This is a genomic window from Anoxybacteroides tepidamans (genome assembly GCF_014201465.1).
GTDB lineage: Bacteria > Bacillota > Bacilli > Bacillales > Anoxybacillaceae > Anoxybacteroides > Anoxybacteroides tepidamans.
Genome location: NZ_JACHEP010000003.1, coordinates 166,630 through 188,069 on the forward strand (window position 1 = coordinate 166,630; position 21,440 = coordinate 188,069).

19 protein-coding genes and 1 rRNA gene are annotated in these 21,440 nt (G+C 40.5%); 9 read left to right on the forward strand and 11 right to left on the reverse strand.

Annotation, left to right across the window (positions count from 1 at the left end):
- Window positions 1–107: 107 nt before the first annotated feature.
- Window positions 108–728 carry a spore protease YyaC gene (gene yyaC / locus HNQ34_RS05900; RefSeq protein ID WP_183252561.1) on the forward strand — a complete coding sequence of 207 codons (621 nt, stop codon included), beginning with the start codon at window positions 108–110 and terminating at the stop codon, window positions 726–728.
- A 36-nt stretch (window positions 729–764) separates the two neighbouring features.
- On the opposite strand, the gene HNQ34_RS05905 is transcribed toward yyaC, so the two are convergent.
- From HNQ34_RS05905 to rpmH, 11 genes are all read right to left on the reverse strand, one after another.
- The gene (locus HNQ34_RS05905; RefSeq protein WP_183252563.1) at window positions 765–1,466 is read right to left on the reverse strand and encodes a DUF554 domain-containing protein; all 702 of its coding nucleotides are present in this window, start codon (window positions 1,464–1,466) and stop codon (window positions 765–767) included.
- Window positions 1,467–1,515: 49 nt separating this feature from the next.
- Window positions 1,516–2,370, reverse strand: a complete 855-nt coding sequence (locus HNQ34_RS05910) for a ParB/RepB/Spo0J family partition protein (protein ID WP_183252565.1) — start codon at window positions 2,368–2,370, stop codon at window positions 1,516–1,518.
- Entirely contained in the window at window positions 2,363–3,124 is a 762-nt protein-coding gene (locus tag HNQ34_RS05915) for a ParA family protein (RefSeq protein ID WP_183252567.1), read from the reverse strand. The genes HNQ34_RS05910 and HNQ34_RS05915 overlap by 8 nt, the downstream gene beginning before the upstream one ends.
- A 135-nt stretch (window positions 3,125–3,259) precedes the next feature.
- On the reverse strand, window positions 3,260–4,105 hold the full coding sequence (noc, locus tag HNQ34_RS05920) for a nucleoid occlusion protein (protein WP_183252569.1): 846 nt from the start codon (window positions 4,103–4,105) through the stop codon (window positions 3,260–3,262).
- A 40-nt stretch (window positions 4,106–4,145) separates the two neighbouring features.
- A complete protein-coding gene (rsmG, locus tag HNQ34_RS05925; protein ID WP_183252572.1) occupies window positions 4,146–4,862 on the reverse strand; it encodes a 16S rRNA (guanine(527)-N(7))-methyltransferase RsmG in 717 nt (238 codons plus the stop codon).
- 20 nt (window positions 4,863–4,882) lie between these two features.
- Window positions 4,883–6,772: a tRNA uridine-5-carboxymethylaminomethyl(34) synthesis enzyme MnmG gene (gene mnmG / locus HNQ34_RS05930; protein ID WP_183252574.1), complete on the reverse strand. Its 1,890-nt coding sequence runs from the start codon at window positions 6,770–6,772 to the stop codon at window positions 4,883–4,885.
- A gap of 200 nt (window positions 6,773–6,972) precedes the next feature.
- On the reverse strand, window positions 6,973–8,358 hold the full coding sequence (mnmE, locus tag HNQ34_RS05935) for a tRNA uridine-5-carboxymethylaminomethyl(34) synthesis GTPase MnmE (protein ID WP_183252575.1): 1,386 nt from the start codon (window positions 8,356–8,358) through the stop codon (window positions 6,973–6,975).
- Window positions 8,359–8,703: 345 nt separating this feature from the next.
- Complete coding sequence (gene jag / locus HNQ34_RS05940) at window positions 8,704–9,339, reverse strand: RNA-binding cell elongation regulator Jag/EloR (protein WP_183252577.1); 636 nt, start codon at window positions 9,337–9,339, stop codon at window positions 8,704–8,706.
- Window positions 9,336–10,106 (reverse strand): YidC family membrane integrase SpoIIIJ, encoded by a 771-nt coding sequence (gene spoIIIJ / locus HNQ34_RS05945; protein WP_183252578.1) that lies wholly within the window; start codon window positions 10,104–10,106, stop codon window positions 9,336–9,338. Before spoIIIJ ends, jag begins: the two co-directional genes overlap by 4 nt.
- Window positions 10,107–10,158: 52 nt before the next feature.
- A complete protein-coding gene (rnpA, locus tag HNQ34_RS05950) occupies window positions 10,159–10,518 on the reverse strand; it encodes a ribonuclease P protein component (protein WP_183252580.1) in 360 nt (119 codons plus the stop codon).
- Window positions 10,519–10,591: 73 nt separating this feature from the next.
- Window positions 10,592–10,726 carry a 50S ribosomal protein L34 gene (gene rpmH / locus HNQ34_RS05955; protein ID WP_003397591.1) on the reverse strand — a complete coding sequence of 45 codons (135 nt, stop codon included), beginning with the start codon at window positions 10,724–10,726 and terminating at the stop codon, window positions 10,592–10,594.
- Between the two features lie 518 nt (window positions 10,727–11,244).
- On the opposite strand from rpmH, the gene dnaA reads away from it, so the two are divergent.
- From dnaA to HNQ34_RS05995, 8 genes are all read left to right on the forward strand, one after another.
- A complete protein-coding gene (dnaA, locus tag HNQ34_RS05960) occupies window positions 11,245–12,594 on the forward strand; it encodes a chromosomal replication initiator protein DnaA (RefSeq protein WP_183252582.1) in 1,350 nt (449 codons plus the stop codon).
- Between the two features lie 174 nt (window positions 12,595–12,768).
- The gene (gene dnaN / locus HNQ34_RS05965; RefSeq protein WP_183252584.1) at window positions 12,769–13,905 is read left to right on the forward strand and encodes a DNA polymerase III subunit beta; all 1,137 of its coding nucleotides are present in this window, start codon (window positions 12,769–12,771) and stop codon (window positions 13,903–13,905) included.
- A gap of 116 nt (window positions 13,906–14,021) precedes the next feature.
- Window positions 14,022–14,243 carry a S4 domain-containing protein YaaA gene (yaaA, locus tag HNQ34_RS05970; protein ID WP_183252586.1) on the forward strand — a complete coding sequence of 74 codons (222 nt, stop codon included), beginning with the start codon at window positions 14,022–14,024 and terminating at the stop codon, window positions 14,241–14,243.
- An 11-nt stretch (window positions 14,244–14,254) separates the two neighbouring features.
- Window positions 14,255–15,370, forward strand: a complete 1,116-nt coding sequence (recF, locus tag HNQ34_RS05975) for a DNA replication/repair protein RecF (RefSeq protein ID WP_183252588.1) — start codon at window positions 14,255–14,257, stop codon at window positions 15,368–15,370.
- A gap of 49 nt (window positions 15,371–15,419) precedes the next feature.
- Window positions 15,420–17,342: a DNA topoisomerase (ATP-hydrolyzing) subunit B gene (gene gyrB / locus HNQ34_RS05980; protein WP_183252590.1), complete on the forward strand. Its 1,923-nt coding sequence runs from the start codon at window positions 15,420–15,422 to the stop codon at window positions 17,340–17,342.
- Between the two features lie 80 nt (window positions 17,343–17,422).
- Window positions 17,423–19,894, forward strand: coding sequence for a DNA gyrase subunit A (gyrA, locus tag HNQ34_RS05985; protein WP_183252591.1), 2,472 nt, complete (start codon window positions 17,423–17,425; stop codon window positions 19,892–19,894).
- A 94-nt stretch (window positions 19,895–19,988) separates the two neighbouring features.
- Complete coding sequence (locus HNQ34_RS05990) at window positions 19,989–21,077, forward strand: HD-GYP domain-containing protein (RefSeq protein ID WP_183252594.1); 1,089 nt, start codon at window positions 19,989–19,991, stop codon at window positions 21,075–21,077.
- A 283-nt stretch (window positions 21,078–21,360) separates the two neighbouring features.
- Window positions 21,361–21,440, forward strand: a 16S ribosomal RNA gene (locus HNQ34_RS05995); the annotation flags it as partial.

The following is a 21,440-nucleotide window of genomic DNA, read 5'->3' on the forward strand; positions in this document are numbered from 1 at the left end:
GCAAAACACAACACCATCTGAAGGATGAAAATCGATTTTGTCGAATATTTTAAGTTTATACATTTGTAATTCGGTATTTTAGGATAAGTATCAGGAGTGAACTATATATGAGCAGATCGTCGATTTTTTTTCATTCCAAAAATGAAAAAGAACGAATTTTCTATAATGAACAAGGTGCTGCCACTTTAGTCGCGATGCACTTGATTTCGTTGCTTCCTTCTCCATTAACGCAGCCGATGGCTATCGTTTGCATTGGAACGGATCGGTCCACGGGCGATTCGCTCGGACCACTTGTCGGCACAATGTTAAAAGAAAAAAATATGTCCTATTTTCACGTATATGGAACATTGGAAGAGCCGATTCACGCTGTTAATTTAGAAGAGAAAATTGCTGCGATTCGTTCCATTCATGAAAACGTACTAATGATTGCCATCGATGCTTGCTTAGGGAGGTTAAAAAGCGTTGGAACCATTACGGTTGCGAAAGGACCTGTCCGACCAGGTGCCGGCGTAAATAAACAACTCCCCCCTGTTGGAGACCTCCATATTACAGGAGTTGTAAACGTAAGCGGATTTATGGAATTTTTCGTTTTACAAAATACGCGTCTCCATTTAGTCATGAGCATGGCGAAAACGATTGCAAACGGCATTTATGAAACAGATCGGTATTTAAAACGAAGAGAATACTTGCCAAATATGATAAACCAAGAACAACGCAAACCGCTATAAATGCCTCTTTAGTTATAAGCAACAAGAAATGGTTTTTTACCAAAAATGAAGAATCGTTACAATGAGAGCAGTTATGGCGATGCTCGGAAGTAAATTCGCAACGCGAATGGATGTTATTCCTAATAGATTGAAACCGATCGCCATAATTAAAATGCCACCAGTGGCAGTCGATTCGGAAATAAATGAATCCATCAGTTCTTTTGGCACCGATGTTTGAATTTGTGTAGCCAAGAGAGCGATCGTTCCTTCGTACAATACGACCGGAACCGCTGAAAACATCACACCAATCCCAAGAGTCGTCGTCAAAATGATGCTTGTAAATCCGTCGATGATCGATTTCGTATACAAAATGCGATGATCGCCCCGCAACCCGCTATCTAACGCTCCGATAATCGCCATCGCTCCGATGACAAACAGCAACGTCGCCGCCACAAAGCCTTTCGCGATCGTTCCTTGTTCATGGCCACCTACCTTTCGTTCCAACCAATAGCCGAGCTTATTGAGTCGATCATCAAGGTCCCATAACTCCCCTAGTATGCCGCCAAACACAAGACTGCAAATGACGATGAGAAAATGTTCGCTTTTCAATCCCATTTGCATTCCTAATAATGCAACTGCAAGACCGATTCCGCTCATCACCGTCATTTTCATTTTTTCTGGAATGCGATGAAATACTTTCCCTAATAATGTCCCTAGCATAATACAAATTCCGTTCACAATCGTCCCTAACAACACCAAATATGTTTCCTCCTATTCAAAAAACAAACCATCAAACTTGATGGCTATGTCATTCATCCAATTGTACGTTTAATAACTGCAAAATTCGTTCTAAATCTTCATTCGAGAAAAATTCAATTTCTATTTTCCCTTTTTTTCGATTTTGTTTAATCGTTACATTCGTTCCAAACTTTTCGCTTAACAATAGCTCGCTTTGTTTAACAAAAACACTCTTTTCTTTTTTCGTTTTGCTTGTTTCACGTGAAACATTTTGATTGACTTCTTGAATCAACTTTTCGAGCTGGCGAACATTTAGCTGCTCCGAGATGATCTTATCGACAATTGATTTCATTTTTTCTTTCTTCTTTAATCCAAGCAAAGCTCGTCCATGTCCCATCGATAACGTTCCGTCTGTAATAAGATCTTGAATCTCTTTTGGCAGCGACAATAGCCGCAAATGATTGGCAATATGCGGACGGCTTTTTCCAACTCGACTGGCCAATTCCTCTTGCGTTAACTGCAGATGTTCCATTAATGTTTGATACGCCATCGCCTCTTCAATCGGTGTTAAATCTTCTCGCTGTAAATTTTCAAGTAACGCGAATTCCATCATTTGTTGTTCCGTTAAGCTGCGGACAACAACAGGAACGGTTTTTAAGTTTGCTTCTTTAGCGGCGCGGTACCGCCTTTCTCCGACAACAATTTCATATCCTTTGATGCTTTGCCGGACAATTAATGGCTGCAAAATCCCATGTTGAACAATCGACTGTTTTAATTCTTCGATCGATTCGGGTCGAAACGTTTTGCGCGGTTGATAAGGATTCGGGCGTAGTTCTTTAATGCTGACTTCTTGAATCGATTCTCCTTCATTCACTTCTAAGTTTGAAAATAGAGCGTTGATGCCTTTTCCAAGACCTTTAGCCACGCGCTAACACCTCCTTTGCCAATTCTAAATATACTTCTGCCCCTTTCGATCGCACATCATAAAGAATTATTGGTTTCCCATGGCTTGGCGCTTCACTTAGACGGACATTTCTCGGAATAATCGTTTCATACACCTTTTCACGGAAATATTTTTTCACTTCTTGAATCACTTGAAGTCCCAAATTCGTCCGTGCATCTAACATCGTTAAAACGACGCCTTCGAGCTTTAAGTTCGTATTTAAATGCTTTTGTACAAGGCGAATTGTATTTAACAGCTGGCTTAGTCCTTCGAGCGCGTAATATTCGCATTGTACCGGAATTAACACCGCATCCGCTGCTGTTAAAGCGTTTAGTGTCAATAATCCTAACGAAGGCGGGCAATCGATCAAAATAAAATCATATTGTTCTTTTAACGGGGCAAGCGCATTTTTTAAAAGAATTTCCCGCGAAACAACCGGCACTAATTCAATTTCTGCACCCGCTAATTGAATGGTAGCCGGAATGATATATAAATGTTCAATATTCGTCGGTCTTACAACATCTTTTGCTTTCATATCTTCAACGAGAACGTTATAAATGCACTCATCAATATCTCCTTTTTCGATGCCAATACCGCTTGTTGCATTCCCTTGCGGATCAATATCAACAAGCAATACTTTTTTACCGAGATGCGCTAAGCAAGCCGCCAAATTCACCGCTGTTGTCGTTTTCCCCACTCCACCTTTTTGATTTGCAATCGCAATGACTTTGCCCACGATGACACCTACCCTTGAATTCGTACTCATATGTCTTATTTTATCACGAAACAAAAAAAATGAATGTATTTTCTATGCATGAAATGAAACAAAAAACCTCATCACATATACAATGATGAGGCGTTACAAAACCGTCTATTTTTTAGGAATGCGAATCGTAATTTGGTAATAATCCTCAAATTCTTCTTCTTCCGAATCGATCGCAAGACCGCTATCAGCAACCATAGTTAACGATTGACGAATCGTGTTAACCGCAATTCGCATGTCTTTACTGAAAGATTTTCGTTTCGGTTTCGACTTCGACTGATTCGCTTCTAGCATTTTTAAAACGCGGTCTTCCGTCTGCTTCACGTTTAATTGTTTTTCAATAATTTCTTTTAACAACTTCAACTGTTTTTCTCTATCTTTTAAAACAATTAACGCCCGCGCATGTCGTTCTGTAATCGTTCGTTGTAAAAGAGCTTCCTGCACTTCTTGCGGCAACTTCAATAAGCGAAGTTTATTCGCGATCGTCGACTGCCCTTTTCCGATCCGTTGCGCTAGCGCTTCCTGCGTCAAATGGTGCAATTCCAACAATTTCGCATATGCCATCGCTTCTTCAATCGGAGTTAATTCTTCGCGCTGCAAGTTTTCAATTAACGCTACAGAAGCAGTTTCTTTATCATTTAAATTTTTTATAATTGCGGGAATTTCAGTCCATCCAAGTGTTTGAACAGCACGCCATCGTCTTTCGCCCGCAATAATTTCAAATTTTCCATCTTCACATTCACGGACAACAATCGGCTGGATCATCCCATGCGTCCGAATCGTTAAAGCGAGCTCGGCAATTTTTTCATCATCGAAAATCGTCCGCGGCTGAAAGCGATTCGGCACAATTTGTGCTACCGGAATTTTTCTTACTTCCTCACCTTCTATTTTTTCAATCATTTCTGCTTGTTCCTTTTCTCCAAAACTGAAGAAGCGTGAAAAAGGATGCTTCATTCCCCTACACCACCTTTAAAAACTCTCCCCTAATCTAGGTTTATTCAATTGGAAGTTTGTTCGGCACTCCTGGTTTCCGAGGGTATTTATTTGGTGTTTTCCGTTTTTTATCGATAAAAATAATCGTGCGCTCGCTTTCCTCAATCGGCAACGTAAACGGATGAATCGCAGCAATTTCTCCTCCTAGCACTTTAATGGCTGTCTTTCCTTGCTCCAATTCCTCTTGAGCCGCAGCCGCTTTCATGGCGATAAATGTCCCATTGACTTTCACTAACGGGAGACAAAGTTCACTTAACACCGACATTTTGGCAACCGCCCGGGCGATCACGACATCAAATGATTCGCGAATACCTTCCTTTCTGCCGAATGTTTCGGCACGGTCGTGATAAAACGCTATATCTTCTAATTTGAGCTCTGAAGCAAGAGCATGAAGAAATGTAATGCGTTTTTGCAGCGAATCGACAATCGACAACTTCATATGCGGAAAACAAATTTTCAAAGGAACGCTCGGAAAACCTGCTCCTGCACCGACGTCACAAAGCGAAATAGGTTGTGAAAAATCATAATAAAACGCCGGTGATATAGAATCGAAAAAATGTTTTAAGTAAACGTTCGGCTTATCCGTAATCGCTGTCAAATTCATTTTTTCGTTCCATTCGATCAATAGCTCGTAATACCGCTCAAATTGTTCCAATTGCCGGGGGGAAAGGAAAATTCCCTTCTCCTCCAGCTGCATCTGAAACTGTTTTGTATCCATAAGCCAATCCCTTCACTATATTATTCATTCGACACTCGCGCGATTCTTCCTTGTTCTAAATACACTAATAAAATCGAAATGTCGGCAGGATTTACGCCGGAAATACGAGATGCTTGTGCAATGGAAAGCGGACGCACTTGTTTTAATTTTTGACGCGCTTCTGTCGCAAGACCTGTAATGGCGTCATAATCAATATCTTCTGGAATTTTTTTGTTTTCCATTTTCTTGAGCCGCTCTACTTGTTGCAGTGATTTCTCAATATATCCTTCATACTTAATTTGAATTTCGACTTGCTCTACTACATCCGCTGGAATATCTTCATCCGCCGGTGCGAGCAGTTGAATGTGTTCATAAGTCATTTCAGGCCGCTTCAATAAATCGGCAGCGCGAATTCCATCTTTTAACTCGCTTCCGCCTGCTTGGCGAATGACTTCTTGCACTTCAGGCGTCGGTTTAATGATATACGTTTGAAGCCGTTTTTTCTCTTTTTCGATCGCCGCTTTTTTCGCCAAAAACTTCTGATAACGCTCCTCGGAAATAAGCCCGATGTTATATCCGATGTCCGTTAAACGCAAGTCCGCATTATCATGGCGAAGCAACAGGCGGTATTCTGCGCGGGATGTTAACAGGCGATACGGTTCATTCGTTCCTTTCGTGACGAGGTCATCGATCAGTACACCGATGTAAGCGTCGGAGCGGCTTAAAATAAGCTCTTCTTTTCCTAGTGCTCTTCTTGCTGCGTTAATTCCTGCAATCAACCCCTGACCTGCCGCTTCCTCGTATCCGGACGTACCGTTAATTTGCCCCGCAGTATACAAGTTTTTGACGAGCTTTGTTTCCAATGTCGGCCATAATTGAGTCGGAACGACCGCATCGTATTCAATCGCATATCCCGCTCTCATAAGCTGCGCCTGCTCGAGTCCCGGAATCGTCGCTAATATTTGCCGCTGAATATGCTCCGGCAAGCTTGTTGATAGCCCTTGCACATATACTTCTTCTGTATTCCGCCCTTCCGGCTCAAGGAAAATTTGATGGCGCGGCTTATCGTGAAAACGGACAATCTTATCTTCAATCGACGGGCAATAGCGTGGCCCCGTTCCTTTAATCATGCCGGAATACATCGGAGACAAATGCAAATTTTTATCGATGATCTGGTGCGTTTCTTCGGTCGTGTAAGTGAGCCAGCACGGAAGCTGGTCTGTTATATATTCGGTTGTTTCATAAGAAAATGCCCGCGGTACATCATCCCCCGGCTGAATTTCCGTTTTGCTGTAATCGATCGAACGGCTGTTCACCCGCGGAGGAGTTCCTGTTTTGAAACGCACTAATTCAAAGCCAAGTTCCTCTAAATGCTCAGATAACTTAATCGACGGCTGCTGATTGTTCGGCCCGCTTGAATATTTAATGTCGCCAATAATAATCTCCCCGCGTAAAAACGTTCCTGTTGTAATCACAACTGTTTTCGCATAATAATGCGCGCCTGTATGCGTAACAACCCCTTTACATACACCATCTTCAACGATGAGGCGCTCTACTTTTCCTTGTAGCAACGTCAAGTTTTCCTCGTTTTCAAGCGTCTTTTTCATTTCGTGTTGGTACAAAAACTTATCCGCTTGTGCCCGCAATGCGCGGACAGCCGGTCCTTTTCCTGTGTTTAACATTCGTATTTGAATATATGTTTTATCGATATTTTTCGCCATTTCTCCACCTAACGCATCAATTTCACGCACGACAATCCCTTTTGCCGGACCGCCGATGGAAGGGTTACAAGGCATAAAAGCAACCATATCAAGATTTAACGTGATCATTAAAGTTTTAGCACCAATACGCGCCGCAGCTAATCCTGCTTCACATCCCGCATGCCCAGCACCAACAACAATCACGTCATAAGAACCACCATGATATTCCATCAGGAATAACCTCCCTCTATCAAATATTGATATATCAGCGTTTGTAACCGTTATCGGGGTATCAAAAAACATTTTTCGACACAACTTCTATTAAGCTCTAATAAAGATTTTCCTCTCTTTTTCACGCCCCACTCCCTTTGCTATTGAAATTGCAATATAGTGGGCGGAGTGTTTGAATATATAGCTTTTCTTAAATCACCTTATTTTCCTAAACAAAATTGCGAGAACAGTTGATCGATTAAACTTTCATGGATCGTATCACCAATGATTTCTCCGAGCAATTCCCACGCTCGTGTTAAATCAATTTGTACAATATCAATTGGAATCCCTGTTTCAATTCCGGAAATCGCTTCTTCCACCGCCTTTTTCGCTTGATGAAGCAGTGCAATATGTCGGGAATTCGAAACATATGTTAAATCGCTTGCTTCCACCGCTCCAGTAAAAAATAATTGCGAAATGGCTTCTTCCAACTCCTCAATTCCTCTTTCTTCTAAAAGGGATGTCGTAACAACCGGATGGCCATTGGCGAGTTGTATTACCCGCTCCATATCAATTTTTTGCGGCAAATCCGTTTTATTGACAATCACAATAACGTCCATTCCTTTTACCGTTTCAAAAAGCTCTTCGTCTTCCTTTGTCAATTCTTCATTAAAATTTAACACTAATAAAATCAAATCCGCCTCTTTTACCATTTGCCGCGAACGTTCAACGCCAATTCGCTCCACAATATCCTCTGTTTCACGAATCCCCGCCGTATCAATTAATTTTAACGGAACACCACGAACATTGACATATTCCTCAATCACGTCCCTTGTCGTTCCGGGAATATCTGTTACAATCGCTTTATTTTCATGAACGAGGCTATTCAGGAGAGATGATTTTCCAACATTCGGACGGCCTATAATCACTGTGGCAAGTCCTTCACGCAATATTTTTCCTTGCTGTGCGGTCTGCAAAAGCCGATCAATTTGCTCACGAACGTACTTCGCTTTTTCCATGAGAAGCTGGTGGGTCATTTCTTCCACATCGTCATATTCCGGATAATCGATGTTTACTTCGACATGGGCGAGCGTTTCTAAAATCGTTTGGCGCAAATGGCGAATCATGTTCGACAGTCGCCCTTCCATTTGGCTTAGCGCCACATTCATCGCCCGATCCGTTTTAGCACGAATTAAGTCAATGACCGCTTCCGCTTGCGATAAATCAATTCGTCCGTTTAAGAATGCCCGTTTTGTAAATTCTCCTGGTTCAGCTAAACGCGCGCCGTTTGTAAGAACAAGCTGCAAGACGCGATTAACAGATATTAAGCCACCATGGCAGTTAATTTCAACAACGTCCTCTCTTGTAAACGTTTTTGGAGCCCGCATGACCGCAACCATGACCTCTTCCACCGTCTGACCATTAGCAGGATCGATAATATGTCCATAATGGATCGTATGGGAAGGGACGTCTTTGAGCCGCTTTCCTCCCACTCCTTTAAAAATGTGATCAGCAATCGAAACCGCCTCATTGCCACTCAGTCGGACAATCGCGATCGCCCCTTCTCCCATCGGTGTGGAAATCGCAGCAATCGTATCGAAATCCATGTCATTTCACCTCTCTTCTATCCATCTTAATATATTGTGATATATTGTGAACAAAAAGAACCGTCTTCGATACCAAACAATCCACAATCCCTAAGTATCATTATCAATTTTAACTTATCCACATGTGAATAACAATAATAAGACACCTATGACAAAAAATGCATCACCATCGGAAGGATGAAAATCCATTTTGTCAAATGAGTTTATGCATTTTGGAATTTGGATATTTTCATGATATGCCTCATTTCCTTTTCTTCTGGCAGTTTGAAAACGAACAGAAAAAGAGGCTGTCTCAAATGATGAGATAGCCCCTTTTCCCGCATCATATATAGCTCTAGCATGCCATTATTGATTTATTCGTTCATGCACAGGAGCTATAACGATGTGTCGGTGTGGTTCTGTCCCCACGGAAAAAGTTTTGACTCTTCCGTTATTCGCTAGCGCCGCATGAATCACTTTTCGCTCGTATGCTGGAAGCGGCTCTAATTTCACTTCTTTTCCTGTTCTCACCGCTTTTTCCGCCAATTTTTTCGCTAGCTGCGTTAATACTTCTTTGCGTCTTGTCCGATAATTTTCCGCATCAATCGTAATATGAATATAGCCTTTCGCGTATCGATTTGCAACGAGCTGCGTGAGCAGTTGTAAAGAGTTTAATGTTTGTCCATGTTTACCGATTAACAGCGCTATCTTTTCCCCACTGATCACGAATTGAATGTCCTTTTCATTTTCAATTTTCTCGATAGTGGCTTGTATTCCCATTTTTTCAATGACATCTTTTAAAAATGTTTCCGCTTCTTCAACAGGATGCGGCAACACTGCTGCTTTTACAACCGCTGGTTTATTGCCAAAAATACCAAAAAACCCTTTTTTCCCGTAATCCAATACGTTGATTTCTACGCGATCTCTCGAAACTCCTAATTGACTTAAAGCAAGCTGAATAGCTTCATCAACAGTGGAAGCGGTCGCGGTTACTTCTTTCACTTTTTCTGTCCCCCTGAATGAGAAGATTTTAAATCAGGACCTTTAATTAAATACGTTTGAACAATCGAGAAAATGTTTCCAACTACCCAATAAAGCGACAAAGCGGCTGGGAAGTTAATTCCGAAAACAATGATCATCACTGGCATCATCCAAAGCATCATCGCCATTTGCGGATTTTGCTGTTCCGTTCCAGCCATCATGATTTTTTGCTGAATGAACGTCGCCACACCAGCTACAACCGGCAAAATAAAATATGGGTCTTTCGCTCCTAAATCGAACCATAGAAAATTGTGATCAGCAATTTCTCTCGTTCGCATAATCGCATGATAAAAACCGATTAAAATTGGGGTTTGAATAATAAGCGGGAAACATCCAGCCAACGGATTCACGCCATGCTTTTGGAATAATAGCATCGTTTCTTGTTGCAACTTTTGTTGGGTTTGCATATCTTTAGAGCTATATTTTTCTTTCAGCTTTTGCAATTCCGGCTGCAGCGCCTGCATCGCTTTCGCACTTTTTGTTTGCTGAATCATCAACGGTAAAATGGCAAGTCGAATCATAATCGTCACAACAATAATTGACAAGCCGTAATTCCCACCAAACAAATTCGCCACATATTTAATCAACCAAGAGAGCGGATAGACGATATATTCGTTCCAAAACCCTTTACTCTCCGATGTAATCGGCTGATTAATTTGCGAACAACCCGAAACTAGAGCCAATAGCAGGACAAGTGCGACTGTTAACCAAATTCGCCTTTTCACCATATTTTCCTCCTAACATTTCAAAAATCCAATGTTTTCTATATGTATTTTACCATTATTGCTGTTGAAACGGTTGTGTCGTTAGTACACCTGCTTTTTTTAATACGTGCACTAAACTTTTTTTTACTTCATCATAACTCATTGCAGACGCTGGCATTCTTGCAATTACTACATAGTCTTTTCCGATAGCCACGTTTTCGCGCAATTCTAAAAAGGCTTGGCGAATATAACGTTTCACCCGATTTCTTACGACCGCTTTCCCTATTTTTTTACTCACCGATAAACCGAGGCGAAAGTACGACTGCTCTGGACGATCGAGCACATAAACGACAAATTGCCGGTTCGCCATCGATTTTCCTTTTTGGAACACTTGCTGAAACTCTTCATTTTTCTTGATTCGGTATTTTTTTTTCATCCCAAGGCATAACACTCCATATTGTTAGAGTTTGACGTTAGCTTAGAAAAAAGACCACTGAGGTTTCAGTGGCCTATGCAGATAATACTTTTCTTCCTTTACGGCGGCGACGTGCAAGCACTTTACGTCCATTCTTTGTGCTCATGCGCGCGCGGAAGCCGTGAACTTTGCTGCGTTTGCGCTTGTTTGGTTGATATGTGCGTTTCATTTATGACACCTCCCTGAGGAATAACTGTTACAGGCAGTCTTTCTAATTATATTGAACAACCTAGCAAAATGTCAACTACACAAGCGGATCTTCACTAGATTCCTCATTTTTCATTGTGGATATTTTAAAAAATTTTTCCCTCTATATCACAACATTTATCGACATATTTTTCACAACTCCTCATCATGTGGATAACGATTTTCCCACAATATATGAGCGTTGTGGATATTTTTCTAAAAACATTGCAACACAATAGTTTATTTGATATTATATTCTTGTTTTCACTCTGGATTATTCGTGTGAATAAATGTTTTTATCCACAAATGTGAATAACGTGTGGACACTTAATTCAAGGGTGTAGAAAATTTTGTCCACATAGCGTGGATTCTGTCGAAATGTCGCTTTTTTTCCTTATTATATCACTTTTCCACATGCGCATTTTTATAAACATCTATGCATGCGTTTAAAAAGGTTGTACAAAAGTTGAACAACCCTTTTATATAAAGGAGGGCCAACGGGTGGAAAATATCGATGATTTATGGAATAAAGCGCTTGCGGAAATTGAAAAAAAGATTAGCAAACCTAGCTTCGAAACATGGCTAAAGTCAACAAAAGCTCATTCTTTAAAAGGTGACACACTCGTAATCATAGCCCCAAACGAATTTGCTAGAGATTGGTTAGATTCCCGCTATGCGCATTTAATCGGCGAAACGATTTATGACATTATCGGAGAAGAGTTAAACATTAAGTTTATCATCCCTCATAATCCAAATGAGGAAGAAGTAGAACTTAAACCAGCAGCGAAAAAACAGCGGAAACTGGATGAAGAACAAGCAGATTTCCCGCAAAGTATGCTCAATCCTAAATATACGTTTGATACGTTCGTGATCGGTTCTGGAAACCGTTTTGCACACGCTGCCTCTTTAGCTGTAGCAGAAGCGCCGGCCAAAGCTTATAACCCACTTTTTATATACGGTGGAGTTGGGCTAGGAAAAACACATTTAATGCATGCCATCGGTCATTATGTAATTGAACACAATCCATCGGCTAAAGTCGTCTATTTATCTTCTGAAAAATTTACAAACGAATTTATTAATGCTATTCGCGACAATAAAGCTGACGATTTTCGCAACAAATATCGAAATGTGGATGTTCTATTAATCGATGATATTCAATTTTTAGCAGGAAAAGAACAAACGCAAGAAGAATTTTTCCATACTTTCAATACACTTCATGAAGAAAGTAAACAAATCGTCATTTCAAGTGACCGTCCGCCAAAGGAAATCCCAACTCTTGAAGACCGCCTTCGTTCACGGTTTGAATGGGGACTTATTACAGATATTACTCCCCCAGATTTAGAAACGAGAATTGCGATTCTCCGCAAAAAAGCGAAAGCAGAAGGCTTCGACATTCCGAATGAAGTGATGCTCTATATTGCCAATCAAATTGATTCCAACATCCGTGAGCTGGAAGGAGCGCTCATTCGCGTTGTTGCCTATTCGTCGCTCATTAACAAAGAGATCAATGCGGATTTAGCTGCGGAAGCATTAAAGGATATTATTCCTAGCTCGAAACCGAGAGTGATCACCATTCAAGATATTCAGCGAGTCGTTGGGCAGCATTTCAACTTAAAGCTTGAGGATTTCAAAGCGAAGAAACGAACAAAATCAGTAGCTTTCCCGAGACAAATCGCGATGTATCTTTCTCGAGAATTAACAGATTGTTCGCTCCCAAAAATCGGCGAAGAATTTGGCGGACGTGACCATACAACCGTTATTCACGCTCACGAAAAAATTTCGACTTTATTGCAGACAGATGTTCAATTGCAAAAACATATTAAAGAAATTCAAGAAAAATTGAAATATTGATTACTTAGTTGTGTGAATAATAGACAAAATTGCGCACAGTCTATCCACATGTGGATGGCTGTGTTCCTTTATCTTTTTGAGGTTATCCACATGTTAACAAGCACTATTACTACTATTATTTTTTTTATATAAAAAATAAACTCATTCTTTATTACATTTAGGAGGGTGGTATTCGTGCGACTCACCATTCAACGCGACAATTTAGTTCGCAGTGTCCAAGATGTCATGAAAGCTATTTCTTCACGAACAACAATTCCTATTTTGTCGGGGATCAAAATTGTAGCCACGGAACAAGGCGTTACGTTAACAGGTAGCGATTCTGATATTTCTATCGAGTCTTCTATTCCAACAGAAGAAGACGGAAAAATCATTGCGGAGATATCAAAGCCCGGTAGTATTGTGTTGCAAGCCCGCTTTTTTGCTGAGATTGTAAAAAAACTTCCGCAAGATACGGTAGAAATAGAAGTGCAAAATCAATTTGTCACAGTCATCCGTTCAGGAAAAACTGAGTTTAGTTTAAATGGCCTAGATGCGGAAGAGTATCCACGGCTTCCGCAAATTAAAGAAGAGCATGTGTTTAAACTTCCGACAGACTTATTAAAAACAATGATTCGCCAGACCGTTTTTGCTGTTTCTACTTCAGAAACGCGACCAATCTTAACAGGTGTAAACTGGAGAGTAGAAAATGGGGAGTTAATCTGTATTGCAACAGATAGCCATCGACTTGCTTTACGGAAAGCGAAAGTAGAAATGAACAGCAGCTTGTCATACAATGTCGTGATTCCGGGAAAAAGCTTAAACGAACTGAGCAAAATTTTAGATGACAGCAATGAAAGCGTAGAAATTGTCATGACAGAAAACCAAGTTCTTTTTAAAACGAAACACTTGTTGTTTTTCTCGCGACTTCTTGATGGCAATTACCCGGATACATCGCGATTAATTCCGACCGATAGTCAAACAGAGGTCATTGTCAATACGAAAGAGTTTTTCCAAGCAATTGATCGTGCTTCGTTGTTGGCGCGGGAAGGAAGAAACAATGTTGTGAAATTAACAACATTGCAAGATGGGATTCTTGAGATTTCTTGCATCTCCCCTGAGATTGGAAAAGTGACAGAAGAAATCCAAAGCGAAACAATCGAAGGAGAAGAATTAAAAATTTCATTCAGCGCTAAATATATGATGGACGCTTTAAAAGCGTTAGAAGGAACGGAAATTAAAATTAGTTTTACTGGAGCAATGCGGCCGTTTATTCTCCGTCCGCTTCACAATGATTCGATGCTTCAACTGATTTTACCTGTAAGAACGTACTAATGAACGATAAAAGCTGCTAGAATGACACCACCCTCTAGCGGCTTTCTTTTCTATTAACGAATTTTTTAGTAAAATAAAATAATGGACAGTTTTTGAAGAAAGCGAGCGGTAAATTAATGAAAAAAAACATCGAGATTACGACAGAAACAATTACTCTTGGGCAATTTTTAAAGCTTGTACAAGTGATCGATACAGGCGGTATGGCAAAATGGTTTTTGCAAACAAAAGAAGTATATGTCAACGGAGAAAGAGAAAATCGCCGTGGCCGCAAGTTAAAACATGGTGATATTGTCGATATTCGTGAGTTCGGTACCTTTATTGTAAAAGGTTTAGAGTAGGTGAAGAATCTTTGTTTTTAACGCATCTATCGTTAAAAAATTATCGGAATTATGTAAGCGAAGAAGTGGAGTTTGCGAATGATGTTAACATTATTTTAGGTGAGAATGCGCAAGGGAAAACGAACTTAATGGAAGCCATTTATGTTTTAGCCATGGCCAAATCCCACCGCACGGCCAATGATAAAGAGTTGATTCGCTGGGATGAGGAATATGCTAAAATAGAAGGGAGAGCCATGAAACGAAATGGCCCGTTATCTTTACAACTCATCATATCAAAAAAAGGAAAAAAAGCAAAATATAACCATATCGAACAACCGAAATTAAGCCAATATATCGGTCATATCAACGTCGTTTTATTTGCCCCGGAACACTTGCATTTAGTCAAAGGGGGGCCGCAAGTAAGAAGGCGCTTTATTGATATGGAAATAGGGCAAATTTCCCCTATTTATATGCACGATTTAAGCCGATACCAAAAAATATTGCAGCAGCGAAACCATTATTTGAAATTGTTGCAAACGAAGCAGCATCGTAATGAAGCGGTGCTGGATGTATTAACGGAACAATTGATTGAACTCGCTGCGAAAATTACGTTAAAACGGTATGAGTTTTTGCAGTTGCTGCAAAAATGGGCGGAGCCGATTCATTACGAAATTAGCAGAGGATTGGAAAAACTGCAAATTCAATATCACCCCTCTGTTGATGTATCAGAAAAGATGGAATTGTCGAGAATAATAGAAGCATATAGTGAGAAATTTGTTAAAATAAAGGAGAAAGAAATCCAGCGAGGAATGACACTCGCTGGTCCGCATCGTGACGATCTATCGTTTGATGTGAATGAAAAAGATGTGCAAACGTTCGGGTCGCAAGGTCAGCAAAGAACGACTGCTTTATCTATCAAGTTAGCCGAAATTGAATTAATCTTTTCAGAAACGGGCGATTATCCGATTCTTTTACTAGATGACGTGCTTTCAGAACTTGATGATTTTCGACAAACTCATCTACTTAATACGATCCGCCAAAAGGTTCAAACATTTGTAACTACAACAAGTATTGACGGAATTGAACATGATGTCATCAAACAAGCGGCGATCTATCAAGTGCGTTCCGGTCATATTTGTACTTCTTAGTTAGTGAGGCTTCTTGATCGTTTTTCAAAGGAAAGCGTAGGTGATTAACATGACAATGGAACAAAAAATCGAACATATGTATGATGAACGGCAAATACAAGTATTGGAAGGACTTGAAGCTGTTCGAAAGCGGCCAGGTATGTATATCGGATCTACTGGTCCAAAAGGATTGCACCATTTAGTATGGGAAATCGTTGATAATAGTATCGATGAAGCGCTAGCGGGATATTGTACAGAAATTCATGTGACGATTGAAAAAGACAACAGCATTACCGTTGTCGATAATGGCCGCGGAATTCCTGTTGGTATTCAAGAACAAATGGGTCGGCCAGCGGTTGAAGTCATTATGACCGTTCTTCATGCCGGTGGGAAATTTGGCGGTGGCGGCTATAAAGTATCTGGAGGGCTTCACGGCGTTGGTGCGTCTGTCGTGAATGCATTGTCACAAGAGCTAGAAGTATTCGTCTATCGGGAAGGAAAAATTCATTATCAAAAATATGAACGAGGCGTTCCTTGTGCTGATCTACAGGTGATTGGGGAAACGGATCGGACAGGCACGACCGTTCATTTTAAACCGGATCCAGAAATTTTCACGGAAACGACAGAATACGATTATGATACGCTAGCGAATCGCTTGAGGGAATTAGCGTTTTTAAATCGCGGCATTAAAATTACACTCGAAGATAAACGAGTTGAAAATCGAAAAAACGAATATCATTATGAAGGCGGCATTAAATCATACGTTCAACATTTGAATCGTACACGTGAAGTGCTTCATGAAGAGCCGATTTATATTGCTGGCGAGCGAGATGGCATCTATGTGGAAATTTCCCTTCAATATAATGACAGCTATAGCAGCAATATTTATTCATTTGCTAATAACATTCACACACATGAGGGTGGAACTCATGAATCGGGCTTTAAAACGGCGTTAACGCGCATTATTAACGATTATGCGCGAAAACACCATATTTTTAAAGATAATGACGCCAATTTGACAGGTGAAGATGTGCGGGAAGGATTGACGGCAATTATTTCGGTGAAACATCCGGCTCCTCAATTTGAAGGACAAACAAAAACAAAACTCGGAAATAGCGATGCAAGAACTGTAACGGACTCGATTTTCTCCGAGCAATTTGAAACGTTTTTACTTGAAAATCCAACAATCGCTAAAAAAATTGTTGAAAAAGGAATGATGGCGGCACGTGCCCGCCTAGCGGCGAAAAAAGCGCGTGAACTGACGCGAAGGAAGAGTGCACTTGAAATTTCGAATTTACCAGGGAAATTAGCGGATTGCTCTTCGAAAGACCCTTCGATTAGCGAATTGTACGTCGTAGAAGGGGATTCAGCGGGCGGGTCTGCGAAACAAGGGCGTGACCGCCATTTCCAAGCGATTTTACCGCTGCGCGGAAAAATTATTAACGTTGAAAAAGCACGGCTAGATAAAATTTTATCCAACAACGAAGTTCGAGCAATTATTACCGCTTTAGGAACAGGAATTGGGGAAGATTTTGATATTGCGAAAGCCCGTTACCATAAAATTATAATTATGACCGATGCTGATGTTGACGGAGCGCATATTCGTACATTGTTGCTGACATTTTTTTATCGCTATATGCGGGAATTGATTGAGCGGGGTTATGTCTATATTGCCCAGCCGCCTCTTTACAAAATTCAGCAAGGAAAACGAGTCGAATATGCATATAACGATCGCCAATTAGAAAAAATTCTTGCCGAACTTCCGGAAAATCCAAAACCGGCGATTCAACGTTATAAGGGTCTTGGAGAGATGAATCCGGAGCAATTATGGGAAACAACGATGAATCCGGAAACGCGAACGCTGCTTCAAGTCAGCCTGCAAGATGCGATTGAAGCGGATGAAACATTTGAAATTTTAATGGGCGATAAAGTGGAGCCGCGTAGACATTTTATTGAAGAAAACGCTCGATACGTAAAAAATTTAGATATTTAAAATTGCCTTCGGTTTGTATGGAGAGTGTTGCTTATCACCCTCCCCGCCTAAAAATGAGTTTTTAAGGGAGGTTTTCAAAAATGTCAGAAAACCAGAATTCACGAATTCGCGAAGTGAATATTAGCCAAGAAATGCGCTCGTCTTTTCTTGATTATGCAATGAGCGTCATCGTATCGCGTGCTTTACCGGATGTTCGCGACGGACTAAAGCCTGTTCATCGCCGCATTTTGTATGCGATGCACGATTTAGGAATGACGGCGGACAAGCCTTACAAAAAATCAGCGCGCATCGTTGGCGAAGTCATCGGTAAATACCACCCGCACGGTGATGCCGCTGTTTACGATACAATGGTACGCATGGCACAAGATTTTAACTATCGTTATATGCTAGTGGATGGGCACGGAAACTTCGGATCCATTGACGGCGATGCCGCTGCTGCAATGCGTTACACCGAAGCGCGAATGTCGAAAATATCGATGGAGCTGTTGCGCGATATTACTAAAGATACGATTGACTACCAAGATAACTACGATGGCTCAGAAAAAGAACCAGTTGTTTTACCATCTCGATTCCCGAATTTGCTTGTCAACGGATCGTCGGGTATTGCTGTCGGAATGGCGACAAATATCCCGCCTCATCAACTCGGGGAAGTGATCGATGCGCTGTTAGCTTTAAGCCAAGATCCTGAGATGACGGTTGCTGAATTAATGGAGTTTATCCCCGGACCTGATTTTCCGACTGCCGGGCAAATTATCGGCCGCAGCGGGATTCGGAAAGCTTACGAAACGGGACGAGGTTCAATCATATTGCGGGCGAAAGTGGAAATTGAACAAAAGGAAAATGGGAAAGAAAGTATTATCGTTCGCGAACTTCCTTATCAAGTGAATAAAGCGAAATTAATTGAACGAATTGCTGAGCTTGTCCGCGAGAAAAAGATTGACGGCATTACTGATTTGCGCGATGAATCCGATCGCAGTGGAATGCGAATCGTCATGGAAATCCGGAAGGACGCTAATGCCAAGGTAATTTTAAACAATTTATATAAACAAACTGCTTTGCAAACAAGCTTCGGAATTAATATGTTGGCGCTCGTAAACGGCGAACCGAAAGTGTTGAATTTAAAAGAGTGTTTAATGCATTATTTAGATCACCAAAAAATTGTGATTCGTCGTCGTACAGCATATGAGCTGAAAAAAGCTGAAGCGCGTGCGCATATTTTAGAAGGATTGCGCATCGCGTTAGATCACTTAGATGAAGTGATTCATTTAATTCGTCATTCGCAAACAACCGAAATTGCCAAAGAAGGCTTAATGCAGCATTTTTCGCTAACAGAAAGACAAGCGCAAGCGATTTTAGATATGCGTCTGCAACGATTGACGGGCTTAGAACGAGAAAAAATTGAACAGGAGTATCAAGAGTTAGTTCAACTGATTGCACAACTGAAAGCCATTTTAGCGGACGAAGAAAAAGTGTTACAAATTATTCGCGATGAATTAACGGAAATCAAAGAGCGGTTCAACGACGAACGGCGAACGGAGATTGTAAGCGGAGGCGTCGAAGAGTTTGACGACGAAGATTTAATTCCTTGTGAAAATATTGTCGTCACCTTGACGCATAAAGGATATATTAAGCGGTTACCTTTATCTACCTACAAAAGCCAAAAGCGTGGAGGCAGAGGAGTTCAAGGGATGAACACGAATGAAGATGATTTCGTTGAACATCTCCTCATCACTTCTACGCATCATACCATTTTATTTTTTACGAATAAAGGAAAAGTATATCGAGCAAAAGGATATGAAATTCCGGAGTTTGGACGGACAGCAAAAGGAATTCCGATTATCAATTTGTTGGAAATCGATAAAGATGAATGGATCAATACGATTATTACAATTGACGAGTTTAACGATAACTCTTTCTTGTTCTTTACGACAAAAGAAGGAGTTGCTAAACGCTCCCCGTTATCTTCTTTCGCCAATATTCGTAACAATGGTTTGATCGCAATCAGTTTGCGTGAAGGAGATGAGTTAATTTCTGCCAAGTTGACAGACGGTTCGAAGCACATAATTGTCGGAACGAAACACGGCATGCTCATTCGTTTCCCTGAAACGGATGTGCGCACAATGGGACGAAGTGCAACAGGAGTTAAAGCGATTACGTTAGAAGGCGATGATGAAGTCGTCGGAATGGAAATTTTGGAAAAAGACCACGATGTGTTAGTCGTTACGAAAAACGGTTACGGAAAACGCACAAAAGCTTCAGAGTATCGAGTACAAAGTCGCGGTGGTAAAGGGTTAAAAACATGTAATATCACTGAGAAAAACGGAACGGTCGTTGCTGTGAAAACGGTAACCGACGAGGAAGATTTAATGATTATGACAACAAGCGGAATTTTAATTCGTATTGCGGTTAACGATATTTCTCGAATGAGCAGAAATACGAAAGGAGTTAAGTTGATCCGTCTATCGAATGATAATGAACATGAATATGTCGCTACAGTTGCCAAAGTTCCAAAAGAAGAAGAGAAAGAATTAGAAGACAATGACGAAAATTAAAAATGTTGCTGATTCGAAGAGCGGTTGTTAACGCCTTCGAGTCAGTTTTGTCGTAAATAAAGGGGAATTGTGTTGGGTAGAGTGGGGGAGAAAAATGATCCTTGTGAAAATTCATCAGTTACAAGAAGGTTGCATTCTTGCAGAAGATGTAGTGGGGAAAACAAAGAAAACGATCATTCCTAAAAGCACTGTATTAACTCCAATGCTGTTAAATGTTTTGGAAAAGTTTTTAATTGAAGATGTCTACGTTGAATCGGTTTTAGCAAACGGCCAACCGTTTAAACAATCGGAAGTGATCGAATCAAACCAGCACAATAGCCAAAATGAAAACGAAGAAAATGCCGTAACCCTTTATTTGAAAGCAGTGCAGAGATATAAAAAAGTGTTTCAATCTTGGCAATCCGGTGCACCGGTTGATATCGCCGAAATTCGATCTATTATTATTCCGTTGTTAGATCGTCTTATTGACAGTCGGATTGAATTGCTCACTTTATATCGTTATACAACAAAAGAAGACTATTTAAGTCATCATGCTGTAAGCATCGGATTGCTATCAGGTTTTTTAGCGAAACATTTAAATTACAGCAAAGGAGATTGTTATCAAATCGCCCTCGCTGGTTTTTTGTGTAATTGTGGGATGGCTAAAATTGATGAAAAAATCATTATGAAAAAATCAGCTCTTACGGCAGAAGAATACAGAGAAGTAAAACAACATACTGTTTTCGGGTATAAAATGGTTCAAAAAATTTCAGTTTTACAAGAAGGGGTAAAATTAGCTGTTTTGCAGCATCATGAGCGAAATGACGGAAGCGGGTACCCATTTGGAATTACTGATAAACAAATCCATCCGTATAGTAAAATTGTGGCTGTGGCTGATGTGTATCATGCAATGGTTTCAGAGCGGCTTTATCGAAAAAAAGAATCTCCGTTTAAAGCTCTTGAACAAATTCAAATGGATAGCTTCGGCAAATTAAGTATGGAAGTGGTACAAATTTTGTTGGATAGCTTAGCGTCGTTTAATGTTGGGACAAAGGTGAAACTATCAAATGGAGAAATGGCGGAAATCGTTTTTGTCCAGCGGGAAGAGCCGACAAGACCGATCGTCAAAACGATTAATAATAAATTTATTTCATTAAGCGAACAGCGAAATATCTATATTGAAGAAGTTGTCCACATTTCTTAAACTGATGTTGAACAAAAAGCCTCCCCACATAAAGCCAAAACATTAAGCGGGGAGGTTATTACAAAAATATAAAAAAGTACTTGTCAAATTTAGAATACATCAGTATAATAGACAATGTCTGAAACAAATCGAAAGAAATTGAATAAAAAGCTTGACATGAACTATTAAACTTGTTACTATATAAAGGCTGTGTAATTTAAAAATGTTCTTTGAAAACTGAACAAAACGAAGCGTCCTCGTCGATTGAATGACGAGTAATTGATATGAGTATGGAATAAAACTTTCAATGGAGAGTTTGATCCTGGCTCAGGACGAACGCTGGCGGCGTGCCTAATACATGCAAGTCGAGCGGACCGAATGGAA